Genomic DNA, 26,634 nt, shown 5'->3' with positions numbered 1-26,634 from the left:
CCGTCCACCTAGTCGTCGTCGGACGTGAGCCGCCCCGCGACGACGTCGATCTCCACCTTGATCCCCGCCAGCTGCGACCCGACCGTCGTCCGCGCGGGCTTCGGGTACGGGAAGAACTCCCCGTACGCCTCGTCGAACTCGGCGAAGTCCGCCAGATCAGCCAGGTGGACCGTCGTCTTGACCACGTCGCCCAGGTCGAGCCCCGCCTCCGCCAGCGTCGCCTCGACGTTCCGGAGCACCCGACGCGTCTGGTCGGCCACCGACTCCGGGATCTCGCCGGTGACCGGGTCCTGAGGCCCGAAGCCCGCAGTCCACACCAGGTTGCCCAGCCGGATCCCCTGGGAGTAGTTGCCCGCGGGCTGCGGCGCGTCCGGCGTGCTGATCTTCTCGCGGGTCATGAGGCTGCCTCTCGGTGGTGAGCACTACCGAGTCCAGTCTTGCTCAGCGCGCCGCGCGACCGGGGAGGCTGGGCAGTACGGCTAGACCTGCAGCCCGATCAGCCACGCCGCACCCAGCGCCAGCGCGGCCAGGCAGACGAGCATCAGGATGGCGACCCAGAGCGCGCCAGGCGTGTGCGTCAACCGACCCAGCATGCCTGCGTCGGAGGTGTCCGTCGCTCCTCGGCGCCGACCGCGCCGACGCTGCGACTGCATCTCCAGGACCGCGCGCGGCGCACCCAGCAGCAGGAACCAGGTCATCGCGTAGGCGGCGACGCTCTGCACGGTCGCCGATCCCCACACCGTCACACCGACCAGCAGCGCACCCGTCACGAGCACCGCCCACAGGCCGTACCAGTTGCGGATCTGCACCAGCACGAGGACCAGGACGACGAGCAGGATCCACAGAAGCGCGACCGCGTACCCGCGGGACAGCAGCCACGCCGCGCCGAGGCCGAGCAGCGCCGGGCCGGTGTACCCCGCGGCGACAGTCGCGACCATGCCCGGACCCCGGGGCTTGCCCACCGAGACGGTCAGACCCGAGGTGTCCGAGTGAACCCGGATGCCGGACAGCCGGCGCCCGACGAGCACCGCGACCGTCGCGTGCGCAGCCTCGTGCACGATCGTCAGCCCGTGCCGTGCCACGTGCCACGCAGCCGGGACCAGCAGGACCAGCAGCACCCCGGCGGCGGTGAGCAGCACCGTGGTGCTCGACGGCACCGGTTGGGGCGTGGTGATGTCCTGCCAGGCGTCGCCGATCCAGTCCACGGGCAGGGGTCCTTCGTCCGTCGTCGTCCACCCAGCCGGGTGGGCAGGACGGACCCTACCCAGCCGGGGGCGCAGCGGTGGGCAGGACCACGTCGGTGCCGTCAGCGGTGATGCGCACCCCGTCCGCCACGACGGTCGCGTCCGACAGGACCAGGCCGTCCGGGAGTCCCTCGACGGGGATCTCGATGTCGGTCAGCCGGTTGCCGATCGCGTTCGGCAGGTCGTCGACGGACACCGTGAGCCCGGCGATCTGCACGTTCTCGACAGACACGAGCAGCGTCCCGTCCTCGACGCGGGGCACCAGGTTCGCGGCCAGCCGCAGCCCCAGGACCTCGCCTGACGCCGTCAGCGCATTCCCCTCGACCGCGACGGCGATCTCGAGGTCTGAGCGGTCGGCGACGATCTGCTCGATCGACGCGGTCGGCAGCGTCGCGGAGATGGTCGCGGTGCCCACCGTGTACGGCTCCGACGTGCTGACGTCGTGCCCGTCGAACGTCACGTCGGTGGCGTCGATCCCGTCGAGGGTCACCCCGTCGACCTGGCCCGTGACGTCGTCGATGGAGCCCGCCAGCAGCTGGGTGAGGAACGGGAAGCCCCCGAGCTCGACGGTCGGGGTTCCGACGACCTCGAGGTTCTCCTCGATCGCGGCGACCACCTGCTTCTCGGCCGACGACTCCGCCACCCGGTCCGCGACGAACGCGCCGGCCACGAGCACGACGCACGTGCTCAGAACCCCGATGGCCACTCCGCGTGCGCTCACGGGACACAACCTAGAGGCTGCGACGACCCCGCGGGCAGCGGCTCCGCCGGGCACGTCGACAGCACCTGACCGGACCTGGTGGTCAGGGGCGCCTCTCGCACCCGATCCCGTCGAGGTCGCGGTCGAGCTTGGTGGCGTACCCGGGGTCACCCACGTACACGGGTGCGGCGCCCGCCGCCCACGCTTCGGTGCAGTTCGCGAACGGGCCGGTGACGGGGGCGGGTGCGGGTGCGGGTGCCGGAGCAGGCGGAGCCACGACCGCGGGAGCGACCGGTGCGGCGGGTTGTTCGACGACGGGCGGCGGCACGACCACGACCGCCGGCGCCTCCTCCACCGTCAGCGGCGGGACCGCCGAACCTGCCGGTAGCGGCTCTGCCGGGCACGTCGACAGCACTCCGACCATCGCGTCCTGCTCGGCCTGCGTGACCCAGAGCCCGTAGGTGTACTTCACCCCGACCTGGCGCGCGACGTACGCGCACCGGAACGCCTTGTTCGGCGGGAGCCACGTCGCCGTGTCTCCGTCGCCCTTCTGCTGGTTCAGGGGGCCGTCCGCGGCGAGCAGGTTCAGCGGGTCGTTGCCGAACGCCTCCCGCTTCGCGGTGTCCCACTGCTGGGCGCCCTTCTGCCAGGAGTCGGACAGCGCGACGACGTGGTCGATCTGCACGGCCGACGACGTGTCCTGCCCGCGGACGAACGCGATCGGCGTCCCCGAGTACGGGTCGTTCAGCGTGCCCGCCGCCACCACGCAGCCGTTCGTACCGTCCTTGAGCACCTGGTCCGTGAGGTCCCGGCGCAGGATGTCGTTCCGGGTGTCGCAGCCGTTGCGGTCCACGTCCTTCCACGCCTGGCCGTAGAGGTCGCGGTCGTAGCCGGTCTTCGGCGCGCGGCCCTTGACCGGCAGCAGGGCGGCGGTGGCCAGGGCGGTCTGCGGCTGGGCACTGGCAGCGACAACCGCGTCGTCGGCGGGCGGTGTCGGCTCCGGCTCGGGCAGTGCCGCCGCCTGATCCTCGAGGCTCGGGGTCGGGGTGGCGCTCGGGGTGGCGCTGGCGGCCGGGCTCGCGGCCGTCGGTCCGGCTTCCGGGTCGGCGGACGGCGAGACAGCCACGGACGCGACGACGGTCAGGACGACGAGCGACCCCGCGAGCAGACCAGCGGCGGCACCGCGGCGCATCGGCCCGAGCCACGACCGGCGCCGGACCACCGCGTACAGCGCGGTCACCCCGACGTACAGGCAGGCGAGCTCGACCGCGGCGGACCAGCCGGAGGTCAGTCCGAAGAGCACGACGAGCGCCAGACCGACGGCACCGGCGATCCGTGCCCAGCCCCAGGTCGAGCGGACCGGCGGTCGCTCAGGCTCGGGGGCGGAGTCGGTCGGGTCGGCCCACCACACGTCGTCGTCCGGCGGTCTCGTCACTCCCCGAGTATCGGCGCCGTGCGGCCACCGGATGACGGACGAAAGTCCCGGTCGCACCATGACCCGTCCCACAGAGTGGACATCCAGGGAAGATGCTTGCGTCTCACAACCTTGGACTGTCATGGCCCGAACCCCCGTGGCGCGTGCGAGCGTCGGCTTCGTCCTCCTGCTGTCGGCGCTCACGGCGCTCGGCCCGTTCACGTTCGACACGTATCTCGCCGCGTTCCCCGAGATCGCCGCCGACCTGAACACCACCGCCGCCGCCGTCCAGCTGACCATCGCGGCGTCGCTCGCCGGCCTTGCGCTCGGACAGCTGCTCATCGGCTCGGTCTCCGACGCGTACGGCCGCCGTCGACCGCTCCTCGCTTCCCTCGTCGTCTACGTGCTGACCTCCGTGGGCCTCGTGCTCGTGCAGAACATCACCGCGTTCACCGCCCTGCGGTTCGTGCAGGGCTTCACCGCCGCCGCGGGGATGGTCCTGTCGCTGGCAGTGGTCCGCGACAGGTTCGAAGGGCTAGCCGTCTCCAAGGTGATGGCCCGCCTGATGCTCGTCGTCGGGGTCGCTCCGATCCTGGCGCCCACCATCGGCGCCCAGCTGCTGCTCGTCGGCTCGTGGCGGCTGATCTTCGTGTTCCTCGCCGCGACCGGCGCGGTGCTGTTTGTCGTCGCGGCATTCGCGCTGCGGGAGTCGCTCCCGGTCGAGCTGCGCCGCACCGGTGGGACGGGCGCCGCGCTGCGCACCTACCGCGACCTGCTCACCGACCTGCCGTTCCTCGGGCTCGCCCTGATGTCGGCGTTCTACCTGTCGGCCATGTTCAGCTACGTCGCGTCGTCCACGTTCGTGTTCCAGGAGGGGTACGGCCTGACGCCGCAGCAGTTCGGCTGGGTGTTCGCCGCGGGCGCGGTCGCGATCACCGCCGGCTCGCAGATCAACGGCGCCCTCGTCGGCCGCTTCCGCCCCGAGCAGATCCTCTCCGGCGCCGTCGCCGTCGGCGTGGTGCTCGGCCTCTCGCTCTTCGCGACGACGCTCCTGGGTGCTCCGTTCTGGCCCGTGACCGTCCTGCTGGTGCTCACCCTCGGCACCGCCGGCTTCGTCCTGCCGTCCGCACCGGCCATCGCTCTGGCATCCAACCCGCACCGCGCGGGGTCGGCCGCTGCCCTGCTCGGTGCCCTGCAGTTCGGGCTCGGCGCGCTCATCGCACCGCTCACCAGCATCAACGGGACGCCGACCGCCGTGAGCATGGGGGCCGTCATGGCGGGCGTCATCGTGATCGCCGCGGTCCTGCTCGTCGCGGTCCGACGCTCGTGGGCGCGTGGTGCTCTCGACGAGGCCGAGGGTGTCGTGGCGGCTGCGCGAGCCGGCGCGGCGGCGGACATCGTGGCTGATGCCGACGTCGTCGTAGACGCGGACGTGGCCCGGGTTCCGGGCGTGCCGGCGTCGCAGGTCGCCGCCGGCGCGCCACTCAACCGCTGACCTGAAATCCGCCGTCGGGGTGGCAAATGATGTGGCGTAGGTCACATTCGCGACTTAGTCTGAGTCGTACGCGCTCGACGAAGGACGCACGATGAGCTGGGTCATGCTGGCCGCTGTGATGTTCGTCCCGGCGCTCGTCTTCGGAGCGATCTGGCAGCTGTTCCCGTCGCCCGACGAGCCGCCGCGATGGCGCACGTTCCTGGCCACCCGGCTGGAGCACCTGGCCGCCCGGATCCGGCCGCCGCGGCCGCCCGAGCCCGACCCGTTCGACACCCTGCGCGTGCAGGAGCGGCTCGGGGTCGTCGCCGACCACGTCCGCACGCTCGAGCTGAACACGCGCACCTTCGCCCGCGCCGAGCGCATCATCGCGTCGCAGCTGGCCTACGACCAGCTGCTGGTCGAGGCGTGCCAGCTGGCCGGCGTCGAGGTCCAGCCTGCCGCGAAGGGCGACCCCGCCGAGCGGTTCCGCGAGGAGGTCGAGCTCGCCTCCCGCGGCTGGGCCTGGTGACGACGAGCTGAGCGAGGACGCTCGTCAGCCCGCGCGCACCGTCAGCGTGCTCGGGCCTGCGGCCGTCGGGCGGACCTCGACCCGGTCGGCGATGGACTGCTTCAGCGCCTCGACGTGCGACACCACCCCGACCACCCGGCCACCCGCGCGCAGGCGGCCGAGCTCGGCGAGCACCGCGTCGAGCGTGTGCGGGTCCAACGATCCGAAGCCCTCGTCGACGAACAGGGTGCCCAGGTCGATCCCGCCCGCCTCCGCCGTCACGACGTCGGCCATGCCGAGCGCCAGGCAGAGGGACACGTAGAACGTCTCCCCGCCTGACAGGGTGCGAGGGTCCCGAGCCTGCTCGGTCCGGTGGTCGATGACGCGCATGGCCAGGCCGGTGTTCCGCGCCCGCACGTCCTCCTTCTCGTCGCTGCGGACCAGCTCGAAGCGGCCGTCCGACATGACGAGCAGCCGCTCGTTGGCGGCCGCGACGACGTCCTCGAAGCGGCGCATCAGCACGAACGTGGCCAGCGACAGGTTCCGTGCGTTGTCGCCCCCGCCGCCTCCGGTCAGGTCCGCGAGCCGGCTCACCGGGCCCGCGGTCCCGAGCGCGTCGGCGAGGGCGGTCGCGGACGCGATCACCCCGTCGGCGGCGACCGCGGCTGCCGACGAGCGATCCTCGGCCACCCGTGCCTCACCGGCGGTCCGCTCCGCCTCCACCCGCGCAGCGGCCTCCGCGGACGTCGCCGCGTCGAGGTCGACCACCAGGTCGTCGGCGAGCGCCGCGACGGCCGGCTCGGCCAGTCCGGCGGTCGCCCGGTCGAGCCGGGCGGCATACGCGGTCACGACGCGGTCCAGCTCCGCCAGGACCGCCGCGTCGACCGCAGCGGCACGCGCCTCGTCGACAGAGCCGAAGCCGTGCGCGGCGAGTCCCTCGGCCAGCTCGTCCTGCCGACGGCCGAGCTCGTCCTGCGCGGCGTCCTGCTCCGCCAGCGCGTCGAGCACCGTGGTCGACGCGGCAACCCGTGCGAGCAGCTCCGAGTGCCGGGCGGCGACCGTCGGGTGGTCACCCCGGCCGGCGACGACCTCGGCCTCGGCGGCGTCGAGGTCCAGCGCCGTCACCTCCAGCGTCGCCCGCTCCCCCGCGAGGCGCGCGACCGCGTCCGCCCGCTCGGCCTCCCGGATACGGGTCTGCGCGTCGAAGCCGTCGAGCGCCGGCACCAGCCGGACGATGTCGGCCTCGGCGGCCCGAGCCTGCGCGACTGCCGAGCGCGCCTGGTCGCAGCGTTCCGTCGCGTCCTGCGCGGTGCCGTCGCCCACGCGCGCTCGCAGCGCACCCACGCGCTCCTCCAGCACGCTGCACCGCTCGGCGGCGGCGTGCAGGGTGCTCTCCGCGGCGGCGCGCTCGGCCTCGGTCCGCTCGACCTGCTCGGCGGACACGTGATCGGCACTGCGGACGGCCTTGGCGGGATGCTCCACCGAGCCGCACACCGGGCAGGCGTCGCCGTCGCCGAGCCGGTCCGCGAGCTCGCCCGCCAGTCCCGCGATCCGGGCGGCGCGCAGGTCCCGCTCGACGTCGAGCGCATTCACGGCGGCGGCACCGGCGGCGGTCCGGGCCGCGCCGGCCTCCGCGAGGGTCTGCTCCGCGGCGGCGAGGGCCTTGTGCGCACCGACGATCTCGATCGCCGTCGCCAGCGCCGACTCCCGCTCCCCGACCGCAGCGGCCAGCGTCCGGGCAGCCTCCAGCTCGGCGAGCAGGGCAGCCCTCGCGGCAGGCCGGGTGGCGAGCCACTGGTCGTCGGTCGCGATCGCGGCGACCAGGTCGTCAACCGTGTGGCGCGTCTGGCGCACCGCCCGGCGACGCGACTCGAGCCCGGCCTCGACGTCCACCAGCCGCGCGAGCGCGCCCGCATCCACGGCCGCGGACCGTCCGGCGGCCTGCACGTGCGTCCGCAGGTCCGTGCCGTCCGGCGGAGTCGTGAGGTCCTCGGGGGCTCCGTCCAGCGCGGCGGTCACCGTCTTGCGGGCGGCCTCGAGCATCGTGGCGGCGCGCTCGGCGCCGACCAGCAGCGGCCGAACGGCCTGGGCGGCCCGTGCGGTGGTGAGCTGCAGGATGGCCTCGGCGTTCATGTCGGCCGCGGCAGCCAGGGCCGCGCACTCGGCGCGCAGCGCGGTGCGCCGGCGCAGCAGGACATCGGTGGCCGTCGACTCGTCGAGGTGCGTGCGTGCTGCCCGGCGGGCCGCGTCCGCCACCACCGCTGCGGCGCGCGCGGCCGTCGCCCGGCCGTCGAGCGCGTCGGTCCGGGCGGCGACCACCGCTCGCACGTCGGCCACCAGTCCGTCGCCGCGCGCGACGGCCGCGTCGATCGCTGCCCGCAGCTCTGTGGCCTCCTCGTCGGTGAGCTGAGCGGCCCCGACCAACCGCGACGTGCCCGACGACAGCGCCGTCCGCGCTGCCGCGCTCGCGCGGTCGCCCTCACGACGCATCTCCGCCAGGCGCTGCGCGAGCCGTTCGTAGACCTCGGTGCCGAAGATCTTCTGCAGCAGCCCGCGCCGCTCCTCGGGCTTGGCGCGCAGGAAGTGCGCGAACTCGCCCTGCGGCAGCACGATCGTCTGGACGAACTGCGTGCGGTCCAGCCCCACGGCCTTCTGGATCTCGGCGCCGACCTCGTCCAGCCGGTTGCCCAGCGGGACGCCGACGGTGTCGAGGATCGCCGGGTCGACGTCCGTCCCGGCAGGCAGCCGCCACGCCTTCACCGACGCGTTCGCCGTGGTGGTGCCGCTGCCCCGCCGCTTCGCACGCTGGTAGGCAGGGGTGCGTCGGACGCGGTAGATGCCGGCGGGGACCTCGAAGACCAGGTCGACCACGCTCTCGACGTCGTCCGCGGCGTACGCCGAGCGCAGCCGGTCCTCCGACGCCTCGCTCGACGCGACCTTCCCGTACAGGGCGAACACGATGGCGTCGATCAGAGTCGACTTGCCGGAGCCCGTCGGACCCTCCAGCAGGAAGAGGCCGGCCTGGCCGAGCGCGTCGAAGTCGACGGTGTGCCGTCCGGCGAACGGCCCGATCGCCTGGAGCGTGAGGGTGCGCAGGTGCATCAGGCGCTCCGCTCCATCGCGGCGACGTCCTCGTAGGCGTGGCGCAGCACGTCGGCCTCGGCGGGCGTCGGCCCGTGCCCGGTCACGTGCGCGAGGAAGTCGGCGGCGACATCGAGTGGGTCGTGCGCCGCCGTGACGACGGCCGTGCGCGAGGACGACGCCGAGTCTGCGGGACGGTGGTGGACCACGAGGGCGTGCGGGAACCGCTGCTTGACCTGGCGGAACAGGTCGTCCGGTCGGTGCGCATCCGTGACGGTCACCCGCGTCCACGCGTCGGTGTGCGGCGCGCCCGCGGCACCCAGAAGCTCCTCCAGCGTGCCCGTCACGTCGGCGAGCCGGCGCGGCACCGGAGCGGCGACCAGCGACGTGCGCACCTGACCGCCGGACAGCTCCACCAGGACCGTCGACTTGGCGTGGTGCTGCTCGGAGAACGAGTAGGCGAGCGGCGAGCCGCTGTACCGCAGGACCGTGCCGTCGGCACCGGTCACCGTCTGCGGGCCGTGCAGGTGGCCGAGCGCCACGTAGTCCACCCCGGCGAACACCCCGGCCGGGACCTGGTCCACGCCGCCCACGCGGATGTCCCGCTCGGAGTCCGTCGGGGCGCCCCCGATGACGAACGCGTGCGCCGCCACCACGGACCGCTGTCGAGTGGAGCCGGGCCGCCGAGCCAGGTCGTCGCGGATCCGACGCATCGCCGCCGCGGCCACAGCCTGGTGCGACCGGGCCAGCGACTCGGGCCCGTCGGCCAGCTCGACGCGCGCGAAGTCGGGGTCGAGGTACGGGATGCCGTACACCAGCACGTCGCCCTCGTCGTCGGGGAGCACGACCGGCTCCGCCAGGCCGGCGACCCGGGTCCGGAGCCGGACCCGGTCCCTCATCAGCGCGGACCCGAAGCCCAGCCGCGTCGCGGAGTCGTGGTTGCCGGACGTCACGACGACGGTGGTGTGCTCGGCCAGCCGCGCGAGCGTCTCCGAGAGCAGCGTCACCGCCTCGACGGGCGGGATCGCGCGGTCGTACACATCGCCCGCGACGACCACCGCGTCGACCTGCTCGGCGCGCACGACATCGACCAGGTGATCCAGGTACGCCGCCTGGTGGTCGAGGAGATCGACCCCGTGCAGCGACCGGCCCAGGTGCCAGTCAGACGTGTGCAACAACCGCATGCCGCGAAGGTAGACCAGCCCACCGACACACCCGCTGACCGGGCTCGGGGTGGCGTCAGACAGACACCGCGGGCGCTGTGGGCGCAGCAGGCGCTGTGGGCTCCGGGAGCATCTCGTCGGAGATCCCGACCATGTCGAGCACGTCGCGGAGCACGCGGTGCGGGTCGAGGAGCGACACGGGGATCCGCTCGGCGGAGGCCGCAAGGTGCAGCTGGAGCACGAAGGCGATGCCGGACGAGTCGATGAACGTCGCCCGGGTGGCGTCGATGACCACCGGCAGCCCGCTGACCAGCGCGACGCCCATGCACGCGCCGGCCTCGTCGCGCAGGGCCGCGTCGATCTCCCCGACGAGGCTGATGACCGTCGTCGTGTCCTGCGCGTCGACTCGGATGGTCCCGGCCGCGGGCACGCCTTCGATCACGTCGAACTCTCCTCAGCTGTCGCCCCCGTGACCGGACCTGCTCTCCGGCGCGTCGACGCTACCGCTCGTGGGGTGGGGGCACCTACGCATCGACGAACGGATGTGGTCGTCCGGAGGTTCCCGGACGGGAGCGGAGCTAGCCTCGTGCGATGGCCCACCACGAGCTCCCCGCCAGCCACGCCGACCTGCTGGAGCGGCCCCTCTTCGCCCACCTCGCCACGGTCGCGCCGGACGGCTCGCCCCACAGCAGCGTCATGTGGTTCGTGTGGGACGGCGAGGTGCTGCGGTTCACGCACACGTCAACCCGCCAGAAGTTCAAGAACCTCCAGAACGAGCCCCGGGTCGCCATCTCGATCCACGACCCCGCGAACCCGTACCGCTCGCTCGAGGTCCGCGGCGCGGTGGTGGAGACGATCCCCGACGACGAGGTCGCCTCCTTCTACAAGTCGCTGCAGACGCGCTACGGCCAGGACTACGAGATCACCGACGCCCCGAGGCGCGTGATCCTCACGGTCCGGCCGACCACGTTCGTCACGAAGTAGCGGGCGGCTCGGGCTCGGTCACGTCCGAGACCGTCGCGTCCAGCGCGTGCACCAGCGCGGCACCGTCGACGGTCGCCGCAAGGCCGTGCGCCCCGCCACCGATCGACACCGCCCGCGTGCGGATGCGCGAGTCGGCGACGACGGGCCACGCCACCAGCGAGCCGAACGGCGTGATCGTGCCGCGCTCGTACCCGGTGACGTCCTTCGCGGTGGCCGCGTCGGGCATCGACAGCCGCGAGACCCCGAGCAGCGCGCGCAGCTTGGGCCACGAGATCGTCCGGTCCCCCGGCACCAGCACGAACAGGAAGTCGTCGTCGCCGCGGCGCACCACGATCGTCTTGACGACGCCGGCGGGGTCGATGCCGCGCGCCTGCGCGGCCTCCGCCAACGAGCCGACACGCCCGTGCCGGGTCACCCGGAACTCGATCCCCGAGGCCTCGAGGCCGGCGAGCGCGCGACGCTCTCCGTCGGTCGGTGCAGCGGCTGCATCGTTCATCCGGCCACTGTAGGAGCGTCAGCGGGACGGCGTCGCGCCAGCCATGGCCTGTCCGAAGGCGGCGGAGTCGAACACCAGCGTCTCCGCCGCGATCTTCCCGTCGCGCACGACGAAATGGTCGACCGTCGGTGGCAGCGGCTGACCCGTTGGCCCGTGCAGCTCGTACATCAGGAGCATCTCGTCGCCGTCGCCGAACGCGGCGACCTTCCGCCAGCCACGCCCGATCCGGCTGCTGAACCGGGCGAGGAACGGCACGAACTCGTCTGCCGACGTGAACGACGCGCCGGCGCCCTCGAACGTGAAGTCCGGCGCGAGGTAGGTCGCGGCGGCGATGAGGTCCCCGGACGTCCAGGCGTCCTGGTAGGCGGTCACGATGTCGAGCACGTGCTGCGTCATGGCTCCTCCTGCGGTAGTGGTGGGTTCATCTGGCCCAGGTGTCGGGGCCGGGGTCATCGCCTGCGGCGCTCGTCGCCAGGCGGGGCAGGAAGTGCGCCCAGCCCTCCGAGTGGCCGGCGGCGCGGCTCGTCGGCAGGCCGGTGTGGAACAGCTCGACCCGGGTCCCGTCGCCCACGGCGGTGAGCACGAATTCGACGCGGCTCGCCGAGGGTGGGAGCTCGGCGCTCCCGGCCATGCCCCAGGACACGACCACCCGGTGCGGCGGCTCGACCTCGAGGTACTCGCCGCGCACCAGTGAGCCGCCGATGTCGACGGCGAACTCGCCGCCGACGACGGGGTCGAGCGACGCGCGGTGGCCCATCCAGGTCACCATGCGCTCGGCGACCACCAGGTGCGAGAACACGACGTCCGGCGGAGCGTCGATGTGGATCGACGTCGCATAGTCAGCCACGGGACGCCTCCGCCGCGCTCTTCAGTGCGCGCAGGTGCGCCGGCCAGAAGTCGTCCAGGTACTCGCGCACGGCAGAGAGGCCGTCGGTCCGCACGACATACAGGTGCCGGGTGCGATCACGCTGCTCGGTGACCAGGCCGGAGTCCCGCAGCACACGCAGGTGGTGCGAGACCGCCTGCTGCGACATCCCGACCTGCTCGGCGATGTCGCCGACCGCGACCGGCCGGTCCCGGACGACGGTGAGGATCCGGCGGCGGCTCGGGTCCGCCAGCGCCCGCAGCGCCGAGGCAGCAGCGTCCATCCGATCCTCCACAAGTCCGTGCTTGTACAAGTGAACGTTAGCTTGGCCAGCATTCCGGGACAAGGGTCCCTGCGACATGCTGGCCCCATGACCGACGACACCCTGCGGAACGCCTCCGCCGCGCTCGGTGTGCCGGTCTCCGACCCGCAGCCCCTCGGCGGCTCCACCAGGTCCGAGGTGCTGCGCTGCCGAGTGCCGACGGGCACCGTCGTGCTCAAGCGGTACCCGGACGGGTCGTCGGCGACCGCCCGGGAGGTCGCCGGGCTCACGGCGCTGGACCACACGCCGGACCTGCTCGCGGTCGACCGCGCAGCGGGGCTGGTCGTGATGAGCGACCTCGGAACCGGTCCCACGCTCGCCGACCTGCTGCTCGGCGACGACGGTGCCGCCGCATGGGCGGGCGCGCTCGAGTGGGTCGAGGCGCTCGGGGACACCCTCGGCCGGTCGCGCGGCGCCACGGCGGTCTTCGCTGCCGCGCTGGGCGTCGTGTCCACGGACGAGCCGTCGGCCGCCGCCCGGGTCGGGGCACAGATGCTTCGCGACGACGTCCTCGGCCTCCCGGCCGACCCCGCGCTCGACGCGGCTCTCGACGCGGAACTGCAGCTCATCTCCACGCTCGACCATCGTGACCCCGCCTCGGACGTCGTCTCCCCCACCGACACGTGCCCGGACAACGCGATCCGTACCGCCGACGGCTGGCGCTTCCTCGACCTGGAGGGCGCGACCGTGCACCACGCGGCGTACGACGCGGCCTACGCGGCGATGCCGTTCTCCACCTGCTGGTGCGTCTTCGACCCACCCCCGGGCTTCACCGACCAGCTGCTCGAGCGCTTCACCGCGACGCTCGGCACCCACCTGCCCGACCTCGTGCGCGAGCCGGGATGGACCCGGTCGGTCGACCTGGCGTCGGCGGCGTGGATCCTCGCGATGACCGGCTGGCTCCTGTTCGGTGCCGACGAGGACCGGTCGCGGGTCGGCCCGCCCGGTCTGCCGTCCCCGTCCTACCGGCAGCTGCTGGCCACGCGCTGGCGCTGGGGTGCGGTGCGGTTGCGGTCCACGCTGCCGGCCGTCGCGAGCCTCCTGGGGACTGCCGCGACCTGGGCCGACGAGGAGTGGGGCGAGTCCGCCGCGCCCGTCGGCCCGTACCGCGCGTTCGCCGACGACGAATGAAGGAGCGGTCGGCGCCCCGCACCTGGGAGACTGGGACGTCGTGAGCACGCCGTCCCCCTCCCCCGTCGACCCGCCCGGGTCCGGTGCGGGGCGACCCCCGAGGCGCCGAGGCCGTGGGCGACGGAAGCCGACGACCGCGGAGCAGCCGAAGCCATCCACTGACCCGCCCTCGGGTCAGCGGTCGTCCGGTCAGCGGTCGTCCAGTCAGCGTTCGTCCGGTCGACGTACCTCGGGTCGCGACGATCCCGCACGCGCCGCCGCCCGCCGCGCGCGTGCCGCCGAGATCCGCCACGCGGTCGATCTCCCGCCGATCGTCTACCCGGAGCAGCTCCCCGTCAGCGCGCGCCGGTCGGAGATCAGCGACGCCCTGCGCGACCACCAGGTCGTCGTCGTCGCCGGCGAGACGGGGTCCGGCAAGACGACGCAGATCCCGAAGATCGCGCTCGAGCTCGGCCGGGGACGCGCCGGGCAGATCGGCCACACGCAGCCGCGCCGGATCGCCGCCCGTAGCGTCGCGGAGCGCATCAACGAGGAGCTGGTCGGGGACGCCCCGCTGGGCGGGATCGTCGGCTACCAGGTCCGGTTCACCGACGAGTCGAGCGAGTCGACGCTGGTCAAGGTCATGACCGACGGCATCCTGCTCGCCCAGATCCAGCGGGACCCGATGCTCCGGGCGTACGACACGCTGATCATCGACGAGGCGCACGAGCGGTCGCTCAACATCGACTTCATCCTCGGGTACCTCACGCGGCTGCTCCCCCAGCGCCCGGACCTCAAGGTCGTCATCACGTCGGCGACCATCGACTCCGACCGGTTCGCCCGGCACTTCGCGAGCGCCGACGGGGTCGCCGCTCCCGTCGTGGAGGTGACCGGCCGCACCTACCCGGTCGAGATCCGCTACCGGCCGCTGTCCCCGGACGTCGAGGAGGGTGCTCCGGCGCAAGCGAAGCAGCGCAGGAACCGTGCCGAGGACCGCGACCCGATGACGGCCATCTGCGAGGCCGTCGACGAGCTCTGCCTCGAAGGCCCCGGCGACATCCTCGTGTTCCTGTCGGGCGAGCGGGAGATCCGCGACGCCGAGGACGCCCTGCGCTCGTCGCTGGGGGTCCGGGTCAGCGACCCGCGCACGCCCGGCGCGGTCGAGCTGCTCCCCCTGTACAGCCGGCTGTCCGCCGCGGAGCAGCACCGCGTGTTCGAGCGGCACCAGAACCGTCGCGTGGTCCTGTCCACCAACGTCGCCGAGACGTCGCTGACGGTGCCGGGCATCCGGTACGTGATCGACCCGGGCACCGCCCGCATCTCCCGGTACTCCAAGGCGACCAAGGTCCAGCGGCTGCCCATCGAACCGATCTCGCAGGCGTCCGCCAACCAGCGGTCGGGTCGGTGCGGGCGCGTCGCGGACGGCATCGCGATCCGCCTGTACTCGGAGGATGACTTCGACGCGCGGCCGTTGTACACCGAGCCCGAGATCCTGCGTACGTCGCTCGCGTCGGTGATCCTGCAGATGATCGCGGTGGGCGTCGCGACGACGCCGGAGGACATCGGCGACTTCCCGTTCGTCGACCCGCCGGACACCCGGGCGGTCCGCGACGGCGTCCAGCTGCTCACCGAGCTCGGAGCGCTGGGCGACGGCCGGCTGACGGACACCGGCCGTGCGCTCGCACAGCTGCCGATGGACCCGCGGCTGGCGCGGATGATCGTCGAGGGCGGTCGCCGGTCGGTGGCCCGCGAGGTCATGATCATCGCCGCCGCCCTGTCCATCCAGGACCCGCGTGAGCGCCCGGTCGAGGAGCGCGAGAAGGCCGACCTGTCGCACTCCCGCTTCGCCGACCCGACCTCTGACCTGCTCACCTACCTCAACCTGTGGCACTACCTGCGCGACCAGCAGCGGGACCTGTCGGGATCGGCGTTCCGACGGATGTGCCGGTCCGAGCACCTCAACTACCTGCGCATCCGCGAGTGGCAGGACGTGGTCACGCAGCTGCGCGAGCTGGCCAAGCCGCTGGGCATCGTGGTCAACGCCCCCCGGAGCGCGCCGGACACCGAGGGGCTCCGGCTCGAGTGGGACGGCGACCGCATCCACGTCGCGATCCTGGCCGGGCTCCTCTCACAGATCGGGATGCAGGAGGCCACCGAGGTCTCGACGCGCGGAAAGACCCCCGGCAGGCCCGACCGACGGGGCCGCAACGAGTACCTCGGCGCCCGCGGGGTCCGGTTCGCGATCTTCCCCTGGTCGGGCCTGGCCCGGAAGCCCCCCGCCTGGGTCATGGCCGCCGAGCTCGTCGAGACGTCCCGCCTGTGGGGCCGCGACGTCGCCCGCATCCAGCCCGAGTGGGCCGAGGAGGTCGGCGCTCACCTGGTGAAACGCACCTACTCGGAGCCGGCCTGGTCCACCAAGCAGGGTGCGGCGACGGCCTTCGAGAAGGTGCTGCTGTACGGCGTCCCGATCGTCAACCAGCGCCGCGTCCTGTTCGCCAAGGTCGACCCCGAGCACGCGCGCGAGCTATTCATCCGGCACGCACTGGTGCAGGGCGAGTGGAGCACCCACCACTCGTTCTTCCACGAGAACCGGCGCCTGCTGGCCGAGGCGGAAGGGCTGGAGGCACGGGCGCGACGACGGGACCTGGTGGTCGACGACGACACGCTGTTCGCGTTCTACGACGAGCGGATCCCGGATGACGTCGTGTCCAGCCGGCACTTCGACCAGTGGTGGAAGTCCGCCCGCCGCGAGAACCCCGACCTGCTGACGTTCACACGCGAGCTGCTGGTGGGCGAGGCGGGGGCGATCGACGAGTCGGCGTTCCCGTCGCGCTGGCCGCAGGGCGACCTGCGCCTGCCGCTCACGTACCAGTTCGAGCCTGGTACAGAAGCGGACGGCGTGACTGTACACATCCCTCTCTCGACCCTCGCTCGCCTGACCCCTGACGGCTTCGGCTGGATGGTGCCGGGTCTCCGCGAGGAGCTGGTCACCGCCACCATCCGCTCCCTGCCCAAGCCCGTGCGCGTGCAGCTGGTCCCCGCACCCGATGTGGCCCGCGGCGTCGACGCGTGGATGACCGAGCACACCGCCGACTGGGAGGACACCGTCCGCGCCGGTGATGCCGCCCCGTCGTTCCGCGAGGTGTTCCGCCGCGCGGTGCGCGAGCTGCGCGACGTGGACGTCCCCGACGACGCGTTCGACGACGACCGCCTGCCGCCGCACCTGCGCATGACGTTCCGGGTGGTCGGCGATCGCGGGGGAGTGGTGGACGAGGGCAAGGACCTTCTGGTCCTCCAGCGTCGGCTCGCAGCCCAGACGCAGCAGGCCGTCGACGACGCCGTCCGGACCGCCGTCCGCGCGGCGATGGAGGAGGCGCGCAAGGCGGCCCCGGCGGCGACCGAGGCACCGTCGGCACCGTCGGCACCATCACCTCCGCCGGCCCCCGTCGTTCCCGACCTCGAGCGCACCGGCCTCACCACCTGGCCCGCCGACCTGCCCGAGCTGCCGGAGGTCGTCGAGGTCGGCCGCGTCCGCGCGTTCCCGTCGCTGGTCGAGGAGATGCAGACCGTCGCCGTGCGCGCCCTGGCCGACGAGTCCGCCGTGCCCGAGGCGTCGCGACGCGGGCTGCGTCGGCTGCTCCTGCTCGACGTCGGCCTGGCGACCGGCCGCATCACGACCCGGTGGACCGGCACGCAGGCCCTCACGCTCGCCGCGAGCCCGTACCCGAGCACGGATGCCCTGGTCAGGGACGTGCAGCTCGCCGCGATCGAGTCGCTGATGACGGCACCGGCGGACAGCATCCGGACCGCCGACGCCTACGCCACCCTCCGGGCAGCCACGAGGGACCGGCTCGAGGACATCGTGTTCACGGTCGTCACGGACCTCGTCGCGGTGCTGACCGCGTGGCGCGAGCTCGACGCGGAGATACGCGCCCGGTCCAGCCTCGCGCTGCTGGCGACCGCTCAGGACGTCCGCGCGCAGGCCGCCCGCCTGGTGCACAACGGCTTCGTCAGCGAGACCGGCGCCGGCCGCCTCCCGCACCTGGCCCGCTATCTGCGCGCGGCCCGGCACCGGCTCATCAAGGCGGCGGAGAACCCGCAGCGCGACGTCGACCTGGCGTGGCAGGTGCAGGACGTCGAGGCGCTCTACGACGACGTCGTCGCCAAGCACCCGCACGACCCCGAGGTGACGGCGGTCCGCTGGTTGCTCGAGGAACTGCGCGTGAGCCTGTTCGCCCAGCAGCTGGGCACGCCGGTGCCGGTGTCGACCACCCGCATCAAGAAGGCCCTCGCGGCGACCCCACCCGCTCGCCCCTGACCACGCGGGTCCGACGTGTGCCGGTCGACAGAACGACCGGCACACGTCGGGAACGACACGCGGGTGCGCACGTGACGCTCAGTCGCGCCGGCGGAACAGCAGACCCGCCGCGATCCGCCCGACGAGGAAGATCCCGACGCACCACAGCAGCGCGGGCACCACGACGTCGCCGACGGGCGTGCCCAGCAGCAGGCCCCGCAGGGTGTCGGTGATCGGCGTGACCGGGTTGAACTGGGCGATCGCCTCGAGCGCCGACGGCATCGTCTCGGGCGGCACGAACGCGCTGGACACGTACGGCAGGAAGAGCACGGCGAACGTGAAGCCGCTGGCGGCCTCGGGGCCCGACGCGACGATCCCGATGGCGACGGCCACCCACGTGAGTGCCAGCACGTAGAGCGCGATCAGGCCGATCGCAGCCAGCCAGTCGAGCGGAGACGCGACGGCGTCGAACCCGATGAGGGCCGCGATCCCGAACACCAGCGCCGTCGACACGGCGTTGCGCGCCATGCTCGCGACGACGTGCCCGGTGACCACCCCGGTCGGTCGGATCGGCAGCGACCGGAAGCGGTCGATGATGCCGCCCGTCATGTCGCTGGCGACGTCGACCGCCGTGTTCGCGGCCCCGTACCCGGCGGTCAGCAGGATGATCCCGGGCACCACCCAGTTCACGTAGTCGCCGCCGGTCTCGATGGCGCCGCCGAACACGTAGACGAACATCAGCAGCAGCATCACGGGCAGGATCACCGACAGCAGGACGGTGTCCAGCTGTCGCAGCGACCGCCGCAGGCACCGGTCGATGAGGGCGACCGTGTCGTGCGCGGTCCATCCGAGGGCCGGGACGGCCGTCGTCGGAACAGGCGTGAGCGTGGTCATCAGGACTCCCGGGAGGCGACGAGGACGGGTTCGTGATCCGGCGCGGTCGGCCGGCCTGTGAGCGTGAGGAAGACGTCGTCGAGCGTGGGGGAGCGGACCTCCCAGGTGTCGACGTCGACGCCACGGCGCTCGATGTCGGCGAGCACCCGCCGGACGTCCGGCACCGAGCCGTCGGTGGTGATGCGCTCCTCGGTACCGTCCTTGAGGCGGAGCTCGACGTGGGCGGAGCCGACGGCCCCCTTGAGCTCGCGCGCCGTGCCGTTCGCGATGACCCGTCCGTGGTCGATGACCGCGATACGGTCGGCCAGCTGGTCGGCCTCCTCGAGGTACTGCGTGGTGAGCAGCACGGTGGTGCCGGCGGCGACGACCGACCGGATCACGTCCCAGAGGTCGTTGCGGCTGCGGGGGTCGAGCCCCGTCGTCGGCTCGTCGAGGAACACCACCTGCGGCCGCGCCAGCAGCCCCACCGCGAGGTCGAGCCGCCGCCGCATGCCGCCGGAGTAGGTCTTGACGACGCGCTTTCCGGCGTCGGTCAGGTCGAAGAGCTCGAGCAGCTCGGCGCTCCGGGTACGGACCTCGGCACGCCCCAGGTGCGCCAGCCGCGCCATGAGGTGCAGGTTCTCGACGCCCGTGAGCAGGTCGTCGACGGCCGCGAACTGCCCGGTGAGGCTGATGGCGGCGCGCACCTCGGCGGGCTGCCGCACCACTTCCTTGCCGGCCACGAAGGCGGTGCCCCCGTCGGGTCGCAGGAGCGTCGACAGGATGCGCACGGTCGTGGTCTTGCCGGCGCCGTTGGGGCCGAGCAGGGCGAGCACCTCGCCCGAGCCGACCTCGAGGTCGACGCCGTCGAGCACGGTCAGGTCGCCGTAGGACTTGCGCAGCCCCCGGGCGACCACGACGGGTGCGGTCATGGTGGTCTCCTTTGTTCTGTGTATGTCGTAAACTGTGTGTGTACTTCATACACACTTATAGGATCACGGGTCAAGGAGGTTCTTGGTGGACGACGACGAGGCGCGAGAGGCCGCACGCGAGGCCGAGGAGGCCCGCCGTGAGGCGGAGCTGCTGCGACGGGACCTGGTGAAGGCCGAGCGCGCCGAGGCCAAGGAGGCAGACCGTCGTCGCCGCGATCTCGAGAAGGCCGAGCGGGACGCCCAGAAGGACGCCGACCGCCGCGAGCGCGATCGCCTGCGCGCCGAGCAGGACGCGGCCAAGGAGGTCGAGCGGCTGCGCAAGGAGCAGGAGCGCGCCGCGCAGCAGGCCGTGCGCGAGGCAGCACGTCAGCTGCGTGAGGCGGAGAAGGCCCAGCGCGCCGCCGCGCTCGCCCAGCAGCAGGCGGCCCGCGAGGCCGAGAGGGCGCGTCGGCACGCCGTGCGCGTCGCCGGGGCGGACTCCGTCCCCGTGGACCTGCCGCCGGGGATCGCGGTGCTCTGGCGCACCCCTGGCCCGGGCCGTCCCGGACCTCGGCCGGGCCTCACGCTCGAGCAGATCGCCGATGCGGGTATCGCGCTGGCCGACGCGGAGGGCATCGAGGCCGTGTCGATGGCCCGGCTCGCCGAGTCGCTCGGGTTCACCACGATGTCGCTGTACCGCTACGTGTCGTCCAAGGACGAGGTGCTGAGCCTCATGTCGGACCGTGCGGCCGGCCGGCCGCCGGTCGTCGGGCCCGAGGTCGGCGGTTGGCGGGAGCGGCTCGAGCTGGTCCTCGCGGTCCAGCAGCCGATCCTGCACGCGCACCCGTGGCTCGCGCGCACGTCCCAGGTCCTGCACGCCGTGGGGCCGGGACGGCTCGCCTGGATGGAGGCGATGCTCGCCGCGCTCGACGGCACCCCGCTGTCCGAGCCCCAGAAGGTGGGCGCGATCGGCCTGCTCGCCTCGCACACCCTGGACCGGCTGCGGATCGTCGAGGAGCTGAGCGGCACCGGGCGGGCCGCGGCCGTCGGCACCACCGCGGACGGAGGTCCGCCGCCCGACCTGGGCGGGCTGATCTCCCTGCTCTCCTCCGCGGACGAGCACCCCGCCCTCCGGCGGGCCGCCGCGGTGGGCGCGTTCTCGTTCCCGGACGACGCCCCCGGCGACGACGAGGAGCTGGACTTCGGGACCGAGCTCATCCTCGACGGCATCGAGCGGCTCATCTCGCTCGCCTCCTGAGCCGCCCACAGCCCATCCGCGTCCACACCCGCCGACCGTCGTGTCGGCGGTGCGCGGCAGACTCGGCGCATGACCTCGCCCGACGCCCCGCGCTCCGGCCGCTGCTTCGGCGACGGCAACCCCGTCTATGAGCAGTACCACGACGAGGAATGGGGCAGGCCGGTCCATGGCGAGAACGCGCTGTACGAGCGGTTCGCGCTCGAGGCGTTCCAGTCCGGGCTCGCGTGGATCACCATCCTGCGCAAGCGGCCCGCGTTCCGGACGGCGTTCGCGGACTTCGACCCCGGGGTCGTCGCCGCGTTCGACGACGACGACGTGGCCCGCCTCATGGCGGACGCCGGCATCGTGCGGAACCGCGCCAAGATCGACGCGACCATCGCCAACGGCCGCGCTCTGCAGGCCCTGCACGCGTCGGGTCGCACGCTCGACCAGGTGCTCTGGTCGCACGCTCCCGACCGTTCCACGCACGTGCGTCCGGCCACCTGGGCGGACGTGCCGGCGCAGACCTCCGAGAGCCGGGCGCTCGCCAAGGAGCTCAAGCTGCTGGGCTTCCGGTTCGTCGGTCCTGTCACCGCGTACGCGGCGATGCAGGCCTGCGGGGTCGTCGACGACCACCTGGCAACCTGCCTCACCGTCCGTGAAGCGCGGGGAACGGCCGACCTGAACCACGCTCCGGCGTGAGCGGCGCACCGTCTGGTGCCGGCGTTACTCCCGCCGGGTGACGCTCGTCCGGGGCTCTCGGCATCGCGAGCGGTGCGGACTACAGTCCCCCGCATGACGGACAAGCCCGACTCCGACGCTCGGCGTGATGCCGCGCGTGCGGCGGCCGAGGCTCTGGCGGACGACGTCGTCCCCGACGCCGAGACCCTGAAGGCGGTGCAGGACGGACTCCTGTCCGTTCCCGCCGGCTCCCCGAGCTCCTGGTTCGACGTCCCGTCACAGCGCAGCCGCAGGCACTCGAACACCCTCGCCCCGCGCCGTCCGCACTGACGACGGCACGGACGCGCCCGCCGTCGCGGGCATCGGCGCTGCGCGCGGATCCGACGACGAACCTCGGAATCTCCTGTCTCATCTGCCGAGCATCGTTGCCCAGCATGTGATCGCCGGTCTACCATCACGCCTACCATCCAGAGCGGCCGAGAGACCTGGCTCGACGACGCCGCAGCAACCCCCCTCCTCGCGAGGGTGTGGGTGCTTCCGCCAGGGACGATGGAGAGAGCAATGTCCCGCAGGCCATGTGTCACCGCACCGCACCGGTGCCAGCCGACCCGGTCGGTCGCGCCATGAGCGCCGCCGCCGTGGAGCCCCGCACGCCCGGCCTGCACGCGTCGACCAGCCGTCGCGCGCAGGCGGCCAACGACCGGCCGACCATCTCCTTCGAGCTCTTCCCGCCGCGCAACCCCGCCGCGGCCCCGCGCCTGTGGGCCACCATCCAGGCCCTCGAGTCCGTGCACCCTGATTTCGTCTCGGTGACCTACGGCGCCGCGGGCAAGACCCGGGTGACCACGCGGGCACTCGTCCGCCGGCTCCTGCGGGAGACCACGCTCAACCCGATCGCCCACCTGACCTGCGTCGGGACGTCGCGCGAGGAGATCACGACGATCGTGGGGGAGTTCCTCGACGAGGGTCTGCGGTCGTTCCTCGCCCTGCGGGGCGACCCGCCCAGCGACCAGAGCGACTGGGAGGCTCACCCCGACGGGCTCCAGACCGCGAGCGAGCTGGTCGAGCTGCTGCGCGAGATCGAGGCCCAGCGGTGCGCGGACAGCCCCTCGCAGGCTGTTCGGGCGCGGGTGCGTCCACTGTCCGTGGCGGTCGCGGCGTTCCCGCGCGGCAACCACGCCACCGGCGGCACCCGCGCGCAGGACGTCGCCTCGCTCCTGGCCAAGCAGGAGGCCGGCGCCGACTTCGCGATCACGCAGGTGTTCTACGACGCGGAGGACTATCTCGGTATCGTGGCGGAGGCCCGGGAGGCCGGCGTGACCATCCCGATCATCCCGGGCATCATCCCGACCACGGACCCGGCACGGCTGCTGCGCCTGCAGGAGCTGACCGGCGTCCCGGTGCCGCACGACCTGCTCGACCTGCTCGGCTCCGCCGACGACGAGCTCGACCGCCATCGCCGGGGCATCCGCGCGAGCGTCGACCTGGTCAACGGCGTCCTGGACGGCGGAGCACCCGGCGTCCACCTGTACACGTACAACCAGCACCATGCCGCACTTGACCTGCTCGAGGGTGCACACCTCGACGGCGGAGCTCGGACAGCTCCCGACCTGGCCAGCTGGCCGCAGGACACGGCTCCCGCCCGACCCCCGAGGGACTGAGAAGAAGATGAGCAACACCAACCCGACGTTCCCCGCCAGCTCCGTGCTCGGCTACCCCCGCATCGGCCCGCGGCGCGAGCTGAAGAAGGCTCTCGAGGCGTTCTGGGCCGGCCGCACCTCGGCCGACGAGGTCGAGGCGACCGCCGTCGAGCTTCGCCGCCGCACCCGCACCCGCCTGGCCGAGCTCGGCCTGGCCACCGACGTGCCGGCCATCCCCAGCGCCTTCTCGTTCTACGACCACGTGCTCGACGCGACCGCCGTGGTCGGTGCCGTGCCGGCCCGCTTCGCGGACGTCGTCGGTGCCGACGGTGCGCTCGATCTCGCCGGGTACTCCACCGTGGCCCGCGGCCGCGGCGACGACCTGCCGCTCGAGATGACCAAGTGGTTCGACACCAACTACCACTACCTCGTCCCGGAGATCGGCCCGGAGACGACGTTCCGCTACGCCAGCGACCGCCCCGTGCGGGAGTTCAAGGAGGGCCTCGCGGACGGCGTCCTCACACGCCCGGTCATCGTCGGCCCCGTCACGTACCTCGCCCTGGCGAAGGCCACGGAGGACGCGCCGGAGGGCTTCGCGCCCATCGACCGCCTCGCGGACCTGCTGCCCGTGTACGCCGAGCTGCTCACGGACCTCGCCGCCGCGGGTGCCACCTGGGTCCAGCTGGAGGAGCCCGCGCTGGTCTCCGACTCGGTCGCGGTACCGGCCGAGCAGCTGCTCGCCTCCGTGATCGAGGCGTACCGCGCCCTGGCCACCGAGCTGACGCGCCCGACGCGTCCCGCCATCCTCGTCGCGGCGCCCTACGGCGACCTCGGCGCGGCGTTCCCGGTGCTCGCCGCCACGGACGTCGAGGCCATCAGCATCGACCTGGTCCGGGGCCACGCGCCTACGGAGTCGGTCCCGGGGCTGGAGTCCAAGACGCTGGTCGCCGGCGTCATCGACGGCCACAACATCTGGCGCGCGGACCTGGACGCCAAGCTGGCGATCCTCGAGCAGCTCGAGGGCCTCGGCGCCGCCGCGGTCACCGTCGGCACCTCGACGTCGCTGTTCCACGTTCCGCACACGACCACCGACGAGCCGAACCTCGACAGCACCCTGACGTCGTGGCTCGCGTTCGCCGACGAGAAGGTCGTCGAGGTCGTCACGCTGGCCGAGGGTCTGACCGAGGGCCGCGAGGCGATCCACGAGCAGCTGCTCGCCGCCACCGACGCGGTGAACTCCCGCCGCACGGCGCCTGGGGTCGTCAACCCGCAGGTCCGCGACCGTGTGGCCGCCCTCGACGAGGCCGCCTTCAACCGCGGTCCGTTCGACGAGCGCAAGATCGCCCAGGCCGCTCGGCTCAACCTCCCGCCGCTGCCGACGACGTCGATCGGCTCGTTCCCGCAGACCACCGAGATCCGCACCGCCCGTGCGGCGTTCGGCAAGGGTGAGCTGACGGAGGCGCAGTACGACGAGGAGATGAAGGCGGAGATCCGCCGAGTCGTCGACCTGCAGGAGACAATCGGCTTCGACGTGCTGGTGCACGGCGAGCCCGAGCGCAACGACATGGTCCAGTACTTCGCGGAGAACCTCGACGGGTTCGCCGTGACGCAGAACGGCTGGGTCCAGTCCTACGGCTCGCGCTGCACGCGTCCGTCGATCCTGTGGGGCGACGTCTCGCGGCCGAAGCCGATCACGGTCGAGTGGTCGGCGTACACGCAGTCGCTCACGGAGAAGCCCGTCAAGGGCATGCTCACCGGCCCCGTGACCATCCTGGCGTGGTCGTTCGTCCGTGACGACCAGCCGCTCGGTGACACCGCCAACCAGGTCGGACTGGCCCTGCGCGACGAGATCGCCGACCTCGAGGCCGCCGGCATCGCGGTCATCCAGGTGGACGAGCCCGCCCTGCGCGAGCTCCTCCCGCTGCGCGTCGAGGACCACGCGGCCTACCTCGACTGGTCGGTCCGCTCGTTCCGCCTGTCGACGGCCGGTGTCCGCCCCGACACGCAGATCCACACGCACCTGTGCTACTCGGAGTTCGGCGAGATCATCGGCGCGATCGACGGCCTCGACGCGGACGTGACGTCCATCGAGGCGGCCCGCTCGAAGATGGAGATCCTCGGCGACATCTCGGCGGCCGGCTACCCGCGCGGCATCGGCCCGGGCGTCTACGACATCCACTCGCCGCGCGTCCCCAGCGTGGCCGAGGTGGAGGAGCTCCTCACCGAGGCGGTCAAGGCCATCGCGGTCGACCAGCTCTGGGTCAACCCGGACTGCGGCCTGAAGACCCGTCGGTACGAGGAGGTCGCCCCGTCGCTGGAGCACATCCTCGCCGCGACGCGAACGGTGCGCGCCACCCTCTGACGCACGCTCACGGCCCCGGACATCCCCGCAGGGTGTCCGGGGCCGTCGTGCGTCCTAGGGTCGGTCGGGTGACGATCTTCGACACCGTCCCCCTCGAGCAGCTGCGGCGACGGACCAGCGAGAAGTGGCGGCACTACCCGCCGGACGTGCTGCCGCTGTTCGTCGCGGAGATGGACGTGCCACAACCGGAGCCGGTGGTCCGCGCGGTCACCGACGCGATGCGCCTCGGCGACACCGGGTACCCGGCGGGCACCGCGTACGCCGAGGCGATGGCGGCGTTCGCGGCCGACAGGTGGGACTGGACGGTCGACGTCGCCGCGACCCGGCTTGTCCCCGACGTGATGCTCGGCGCCGTGGAGCTCCTGCGGCTCGTCACCGACCCGGGCGACGCCGTCGTGATCAGCCCACCGGTCTACCCGCCGTTCGCCACGTTCACCAGGTACGCGGACCGCCGTGTGCTCGACGCTCCGCTCGGTCCCGACGGGCGTCTCGACCTCGAGTCTCTCGACCGCGCGTTCGGCGCGGCCACGGCGACCGGCGCCCGCGCCGCGTACCTGCTGTGCCACCCCCACAACCCCACGGGCACGCTGCACACGCCGGCCGAGCTGCGGGCGGTCGGCGAGCTGGCCACCCGGCACGGCGTCCGGGTGGTCGCCGACGAGATCCACGCTCCGCTCGTGCTCGGTCCCGGAAGCCGGTTCGTGCCCACGACGACACAGATCCCGGACGCGATCGCCCTGCACTCCGCGTCGAAGGCGTTCAACCTGGCGGGCCTGCGCGCCGCGGTCGCGGTGCCGGGACCGGAGGCGGTGGACGACCTCGCCCGCCTGCCCGCGGTCGTCGCCGATGGCGTCACCCACCTCGGCGCGCTGGCCCAGCAGAGCGCCTACCGGGAGGGGGGTGCCTGGCTGGACGAAGTGCTCGACGGGCTCCGGCACAACCAGCGGCTGGTCGCGGACCTCCTGACCGAGCACGTGCCGGACGCCGTCTGGTCGCCGCCGGAGGCGACGTACTTCGCCTGGATCGACCTGCGCGCGCTCGACCCGGTCCGGGCGGGAGCCGACCCGGCCCGGCTCGCGCTGCACCGGGGCCGCGTCGCCGTCAACCCCGGACCGACGTTCGGCGCCGACGGCACCGGCTTCATCCGCCTCAACCTGGCCGCGTCGACGGCGACCCTGACGGACGCCGTGACCCGGCTCGCCCGCGCCCTGGAGGGTGTCGCAACCGATTCATGACCACGACACGTTGCCCGCAACCACCGCTGGTGACACA

General features: G+C 73.0%; 24 protein-coding genes and 1 riboswitch. Of the genes, 11 read left to right on the top strand and 13 right to left on the bottom strand.

Translation table 11 applies throughout. The features are described from left to right. Positions 1-8: 8 nt before the first annotated feature. The 4 genes from ASG23_RS00870 to ASG23_RS00855 form a co-directional block, all read right to left on the bottom strand. A complete protein-coding gene (locus ASG23_RS00870; RefSeq protein WP_056018785.1) occupies positions 9-398 on the bottom strand; it encodes a RidA family protein in 390 nt (129 codons plus the stop codon). An 81-nt stretch (positions 399-479) separates the two neighbouring features. Continuing rightward, the gene (locus ASG23_RS00865) at positions 480-1,205 is read right to left on the bottom strand and encodes a M50 family metallopeptidase (RefSeq protein WP_056018782.1); all 726 of its coding nucleotides are present in this window, start codon (positions 1,203-1,205) and stop codon (positions 480-482) included. Positions 1,206-1,260: 55 nt separating this feature from the next. Further along, a complete protein-coding gene (locus ASG23_RS00860; protein WP_056018780.1) occupies positions 1,261-1,965 on the bottom strand; it encodes an LmeA family phospholipid-binding protein in 705 nt (234 codons plus the stop codon). 82 nt (positions 1,966-2,047) lie between these two features. Next, complete coding sequence (locus ASG23_RS00855) at positions 2,048-3,379, bottom strand: GmrSD restriction endonuclease domain-containing protein (protein WP_235520780.1); 1,332 nt, start codon at positions 3,377-3,379, stop codon at positions 2,048-2,050. A gap of 121 nt (positions 3,380-3,500) precedes the next feature. On the opposite strand from ASG23_RS00855, the gene ASG23_RS00850 reads away from it, so the two are divergent. Further along, a complete protein-coding gene (locus ASG23_RS00850) occupies positions 3,501-4,853 on the top strand; it encodes a multidrug effflux MFS transporter (RefSeq protein WP_082515637.1) in 1,353 nt (450 codons plus the stop codon). A gap of 91 nt (positions 4,854-4,944) precedes the next feature. Continuing rightward, the gene (locus ASG23_RS00845; RefSeq protein WP_056018777.1) at positions 4,945-5,361 is read left to right on the top strand and encodes a hypothetical protein; all 417 of its coding nucleotides are present in this window, start codon (positions 4,945-4,947) and stop codon (positions 5,359-5,361) included. Between the two features lie 24 nt (positions 5,362-5,385). On the opposite strand, the gene ASG23_RS00840 is transcribed toward ASG23_RS00845, so the two are convergent. The 3 genes from ASG23_RS00840 to ASG23_RS00830 are packed head-to-tail and all read right to left on the bottom strand — an operon-like array spanning position 5,386 to position 10,026. Continuing rightward, positions 5,386-8,442: an AAA family ATPase gene (locus ASG23_RS00840; protein ID WP_056018774.1), complete on the bottom strand. Its 3,057-nt coding sequence runs from the start codon at positions 8,440-8,442 to the stop codon at positions 5,386-5,388. Continuing rightward, positions 8,442-9,605 carry an exonuclease SbcCD subunit D gene (locus ASG23_RS00835; protein ID WP_056018771.1) on the bottom strand — a complete coding sequence of 388 codons (1,164 nt, stop codon included), beginning with the start codon at positions 9,603-9,605 and terminating at the stop codon, positions 8,442-8,444. Before ASG23_RS00835 ends, ASG23_RS00840 begins: the two co-directional genes overlap by 1 nt. 55 nt (positions 9,606-9,660) lie before the next feature. Then, complete coding sequence (locus ASG23_RS00830) at positions 9,661-10,026, bottom strand: STAS domain-containing protein (protein ID WP_235520778.1); 366 nt, start codon at positions 10,024-10,026, stop codon at positions 9,661-9,663. 149 nt (positions 10,027-10,175) lie between these two features. Here ASG23_RS00830 and ASG23_RS00825 point away from each other — a divergent pair, with 149 nt between their 5' ends. Continuing rightward, complete coding sequence (locus ASG23_RS00825; RefSeq protein WP_056018769.1) at positions 10,176-10,568, top strand: PPOX class F420-dependent oxidoreductase; 393 nt, start codon at positions 10,176-10,178, stop codon at positions 10,566-10,568. Here ASG23_RS00825 and ASG23_RS00820 read toward each other — a convergent pair. From ASG23_RS00820 to ASG23_RS20650, 4 genes are read right to left on the bottom strand one after another with little or no spacing between them, the layout of a single operon-like run. Further along, the gene (locus ASG23_RS00820; RefSeq protein ID WP_056018765.1) at positions 10,558-11,064 is read right to left on the bottom strand and encodes an aminoacyl-tRNA deacylase; all 507 of its coding nucleotides are present in this window, start codon (positions 11,062-11,064) and stop codon (positions 10,558-10,560) included. The genes ASG23_RS00825 and ASG23_RS00820 overlap by 11 nt on opposite strands. 18 nt (positions 11,065-11,082) lie before the next feature. Continuing rightward, the gene (locus tag ASG23_RS00815) at positions 11,083-11,460 is read right to left on the bottom strand and encodes a nuclear transport factor 2 family protein (RefSeq protein ID WP_056018762.1); all 378 of its coding nucleotides are present in this window, start codon (positions 11,458-11,460) and stop codon (positions 11,083-11,085) included. A gap of 25 nt (positions 11,461-11,485) precedes the next feature. Then, positions 11,486-11,911 carry an SRPBCC family protein gene (locus ASG23_RS00810; protein WP_056018759.1) on the bottom strand — a complete coding sequence of 142 codons (426 nt, stop codon included), beginning with the start codon at positions 11,909-11,911 and terminating at the stop codon, positions 11,486-11,488. Further along, the gene (locus ASG23_RS20650; protein ID WP_056018756.1) at positions 11,904-12,212 is read right to left on the bottom strand and encodes an ArsR/SmtB family transcription factor; all 309 of its coding nucleotides are present in this window, start codon (positions 12,210-12,212) and stop codon (positions 11,904-11,906) included. The genes ASG23_RS00810 and ASG23_RS20650 overlap by 8 nt, the downstream gene beginning before the upstream one ends. An 87-nt stretch (positions 12,213-12,299) precedes the next feature. On the opposite strand from ASG23_RS20650, the gene ASG23_RS00800 reads away from it, so the two are divergent. Together ASG23_RS00800 and hrpA are read left to right on the top strand one after the other, a co-directional pair. Further along, the gene (locus ASG23_RS00800) at positions 12,300-13,382 is read left to right on the top strand and encodes a phosphotransferase (RefSeq protein WP_056018753.1); all 1,083 of its coding nucleotides are present in this window, start codon (positions 12,300-12,302) and stop codon (positions 13,380-13,382) included. Positions 13,383-13,422: 40 nt separating this feature from the next. Beyond that, positions 13,423-17,679, top strand: coding sequence for an ATP-dependent RNA helicase HrpA (hrpA, locus tag ASG23_RS00795; protein ID WP_056018751.1), 4,257 nt, complete (start codon positions 13,423-13,425; stop codon positions 17,677-17,679). 78 nt (positions 17,680-17,757) lie between these two features. Here hrpA and ASG23_RS00790 read toward each other — a convergent pair whose 3' ends face one another. Both ASG23_RS00790 and ASG23_RS00785 read right to left on the bottom strand, forming a co-directional pair. Beyond that, complete coding sequence (locus ASG23_RS00790) at positions 17,758-18,552, bottom strand: ABC transporter permease (RefSeq protein ID WP_056018748.1); 795 nt, start codon at positions 18,550-18,552, stop codon at positions 17,758-17,760. Continuing rightward, a complete protein-coding gene (locus ASG23_RS00785; protein ID WP_056018745.1) occupies positions 18,552-19,463 on the bottom strand; it encodes an ATP-binding cassette domain-containing protein in 912 nt (303 codons plus the stop codon). Before ASG23_RS00785 ends, ASG23_RS00790 begins: the two co-directional genes overlap by 1 nt. Positions 19,464-19,548: 85 nt before the next feature. On the opposite strand from ASG23_RS00785, the gene ASG23_RS00780 reads away from it, so the two are divergent. The 6 genes from ASG23_RS00780 to ASG23_RS00755 all read left to right on the top strand — a co-directional run bounded on the left by ASG23_RS00780 (position 19,549) and on the right by ASG23_RS00755 (position 26,597). After that, positions 19,549-20,700 (top strand): TetR/AcrR family transcriptional regulator, encoded by a 1,152-nt coding sequence (locus tag ASG23_RS00780; RefSeq protein WP_056018742.1) that lies wholly within the window; start codon positions 19,549-19,551, stop codon positions 20,698-20,700. Between the two features lie 69 nt (positions 20,701-20,769). Beyond that, positions 20,770-21,381, top strand: coding sequence for a DNA-3-methyladenine glycosylase I (locus ASG23_RS00775; protein WP_056018739.1), 612 nt, complete (start codon positions 20,770-20,772; stop codon positions 21,379-21,381). A gap of 93 nt (positions 21,382-21,474) precedes the next feature. Continuing rightward, positions 21,475-21,690 (top strand): hypothetical protein, encoded by a 216-nt coding sequence (locus ASG23_RS00770; protein ID WP_056018735.1) that lies wholly within the window; start codon positions 21,475-21,477, stop codon positions 21,688-21,690. Between the two features lie 130 nt (positions 21,691-21,820). After that, positions 21,821-21,916, top strand: a riboswitch (SAM riboswitch). Between the two features lie 67 nt (positions 21,917-21,983). Then, positions 21,984-23,021: a methylenetetrahydrofolate reductase gene (locus ASG23_RS00765; RefSeq protein ID WP_056020527.1), complete on the top strand. Its 1,038-nt coding sequence runs from the start codon at positions 21,984-21,986 to the stop codon at positions 23,019-23,021. A gap of 7 nt (positions 23,022-23,028) precedes the next feature. Then, entirely contained in the window at positions 23,029-25,362 is a 2,334-nt protein-coding gene (gene metE / locus ASG23_RS00760) for a 5-methyltetrahydropteroyltriglutamate--homocysteine S-methyltransferase (protein ID WP_056018731.1), read from the top strand. A 68-nt stretch (positions 25,363-25,430) separates the two neighbouring features. Continuing rightward, the gene (locus tag ASG23_RS00755) at positions 25,431-26,597 is read left to right on the top strand and encodes a MalY/PatB family protein (protein ID WP_200941479.1); all 1,167 of its coding nucleotides are present in this window, start codon (positions 25,431-25,433) and stop codon (positions 26,595-26,597) included. The last annotated feature ends 37 nt before the right edge of the window (positions 26,598-26,634 follow it).

Source organism: Cellulomonas sp. Leaf395 (assembly GCF_001424125.1).
Taxonomy (GTDB): domain Bacteria; phylum Actinomycetota; class Actinomycetes; order Actinomycetales; family Cellulomonadaceae; genus Cellulomonas.
The sequence above is the reverse complement of the archived record's forward strand: the minus strand, read 5'-3'. Positions and strand labels throughout refer to the sequence as shown.

Excerpts from the sequence above, each read along its gene's own strand:
- ASG23_RS00870 (WP_056018785.1), bottom strand. The coding sequence starts at position 398 with ATGACCCGCGAGAAGATCAGCACGCCGGACGCGCCGCAGCCCGCGGGC.
- ASG23_RS00850 (WP_082515637.1), top strand. The coding sequence starts at position 3,501 with ATGGCCCGAACCCCCGTGGCGCGTGCGAGCGTCGGCTTCGTCCTCCTG.
- ASG23_RS00845 (WP_056018777.1), top strand. The coding sequence starts at position 4,945 with ATGAGCTGGGTCATGCTGGCCGCTGTGATGTTCGTCCCGGCGCTCGTC.
- ASG23_RS00840 (WP_056018774.1), bottom strand. The coding sequence starts at position 8,442 with ATGCACCTGCGCACCCTCACGCTCCAGGCGATCGGGCCGTTCGCCGGA.
- ASG23_RS00835 (WP_056018771.1), bottom strand. The coding sequence starts at position 9,605 with ATGCGGTTGTTGCACACGTCTGACTGGCACCTGGGCCGGTCGCTGCAC.
- ASG23_RS00825 (WP_056018769.1), top strand. The coding sequence starts at position 10,176 with ATGGCCCACCACGAGCTCCCCGCCAGCCACGCCGACCTGCTGGAGCGG.
- ASG23_RS00820 (WP_056018765.1), bottom strand. The coding sequence starts at position 11,064 with ATGAACGATGCAGCCGCTGCACCGACCGACGGAGAGCGTCGCGCGCTC.
- ASG23_RS00815 (WP_056018762.1), bottom strand. The coding sequence starts at position 11,460 with ATGACGCAGCACGTGCTCGACATCGTGACCGCCTACCAGGACGCCTGG.
- ASG23_RS20650 (WP_056018756.1), bottom strand. The coding sequence starts at position 12,212 with ATGGACGCTGCTGCCTCGGCGCTGCGGGCGCTGGCGGACCCGAGCCGC.
- ASG23_RS00800 (WP_056018753.1), top strand. The coding sequence starts at position 12,300 with ATGACCGACGACACCCTGCGGAACGCCTCCGCCGCGCTCGGTGTGCCG.
- ASG23_RS00790 (WP_056018748.1), bottom strand. The coding sequence starts at position 18,552 with ATGACCACGCTCACGCCTGTTCCGACGACGGCCGTCCCGGCCCTCGGA.
- ASG23_RS00785 (WP_056018745.1), bottom strand. The coding sequence starts at position 19,463 with ATGACCGCACCCGTCGTGGTCGCCCGGGGGCTGCGCAAGTCCTACGGC.
- ASG23_RS00775 (WP_056018739.1), top strand. The coding sequence starts at position 20,770 with ATGACCTCGCCCGACGCCCCGCGCTCCGGCCGCTGCTTCGGCGACGGC.
- ASG23_RS00770 (WP_056018735.1), top strand. The coding sequence starts at position 21,475 with ATGACGGACAAGCCCGACTCCGACGCTCGGCGTGATGCCGCGCGTGCG.
- ASG23_RS00765 (WP_056020527.1), top strand. The coding sequence starts at position 21,984 with ATGAGCGCCGCCGCCGTGGAGCCCCGCACGCCCGGCCTGCACGCGTCG.
- metE (WP_056018731.1), top strand. The coding sequence starts at position 23,029 with ATGAGCAACACCAACCCGACGTTCCCCGCCAGCTCCGTGCTCGGCTAC.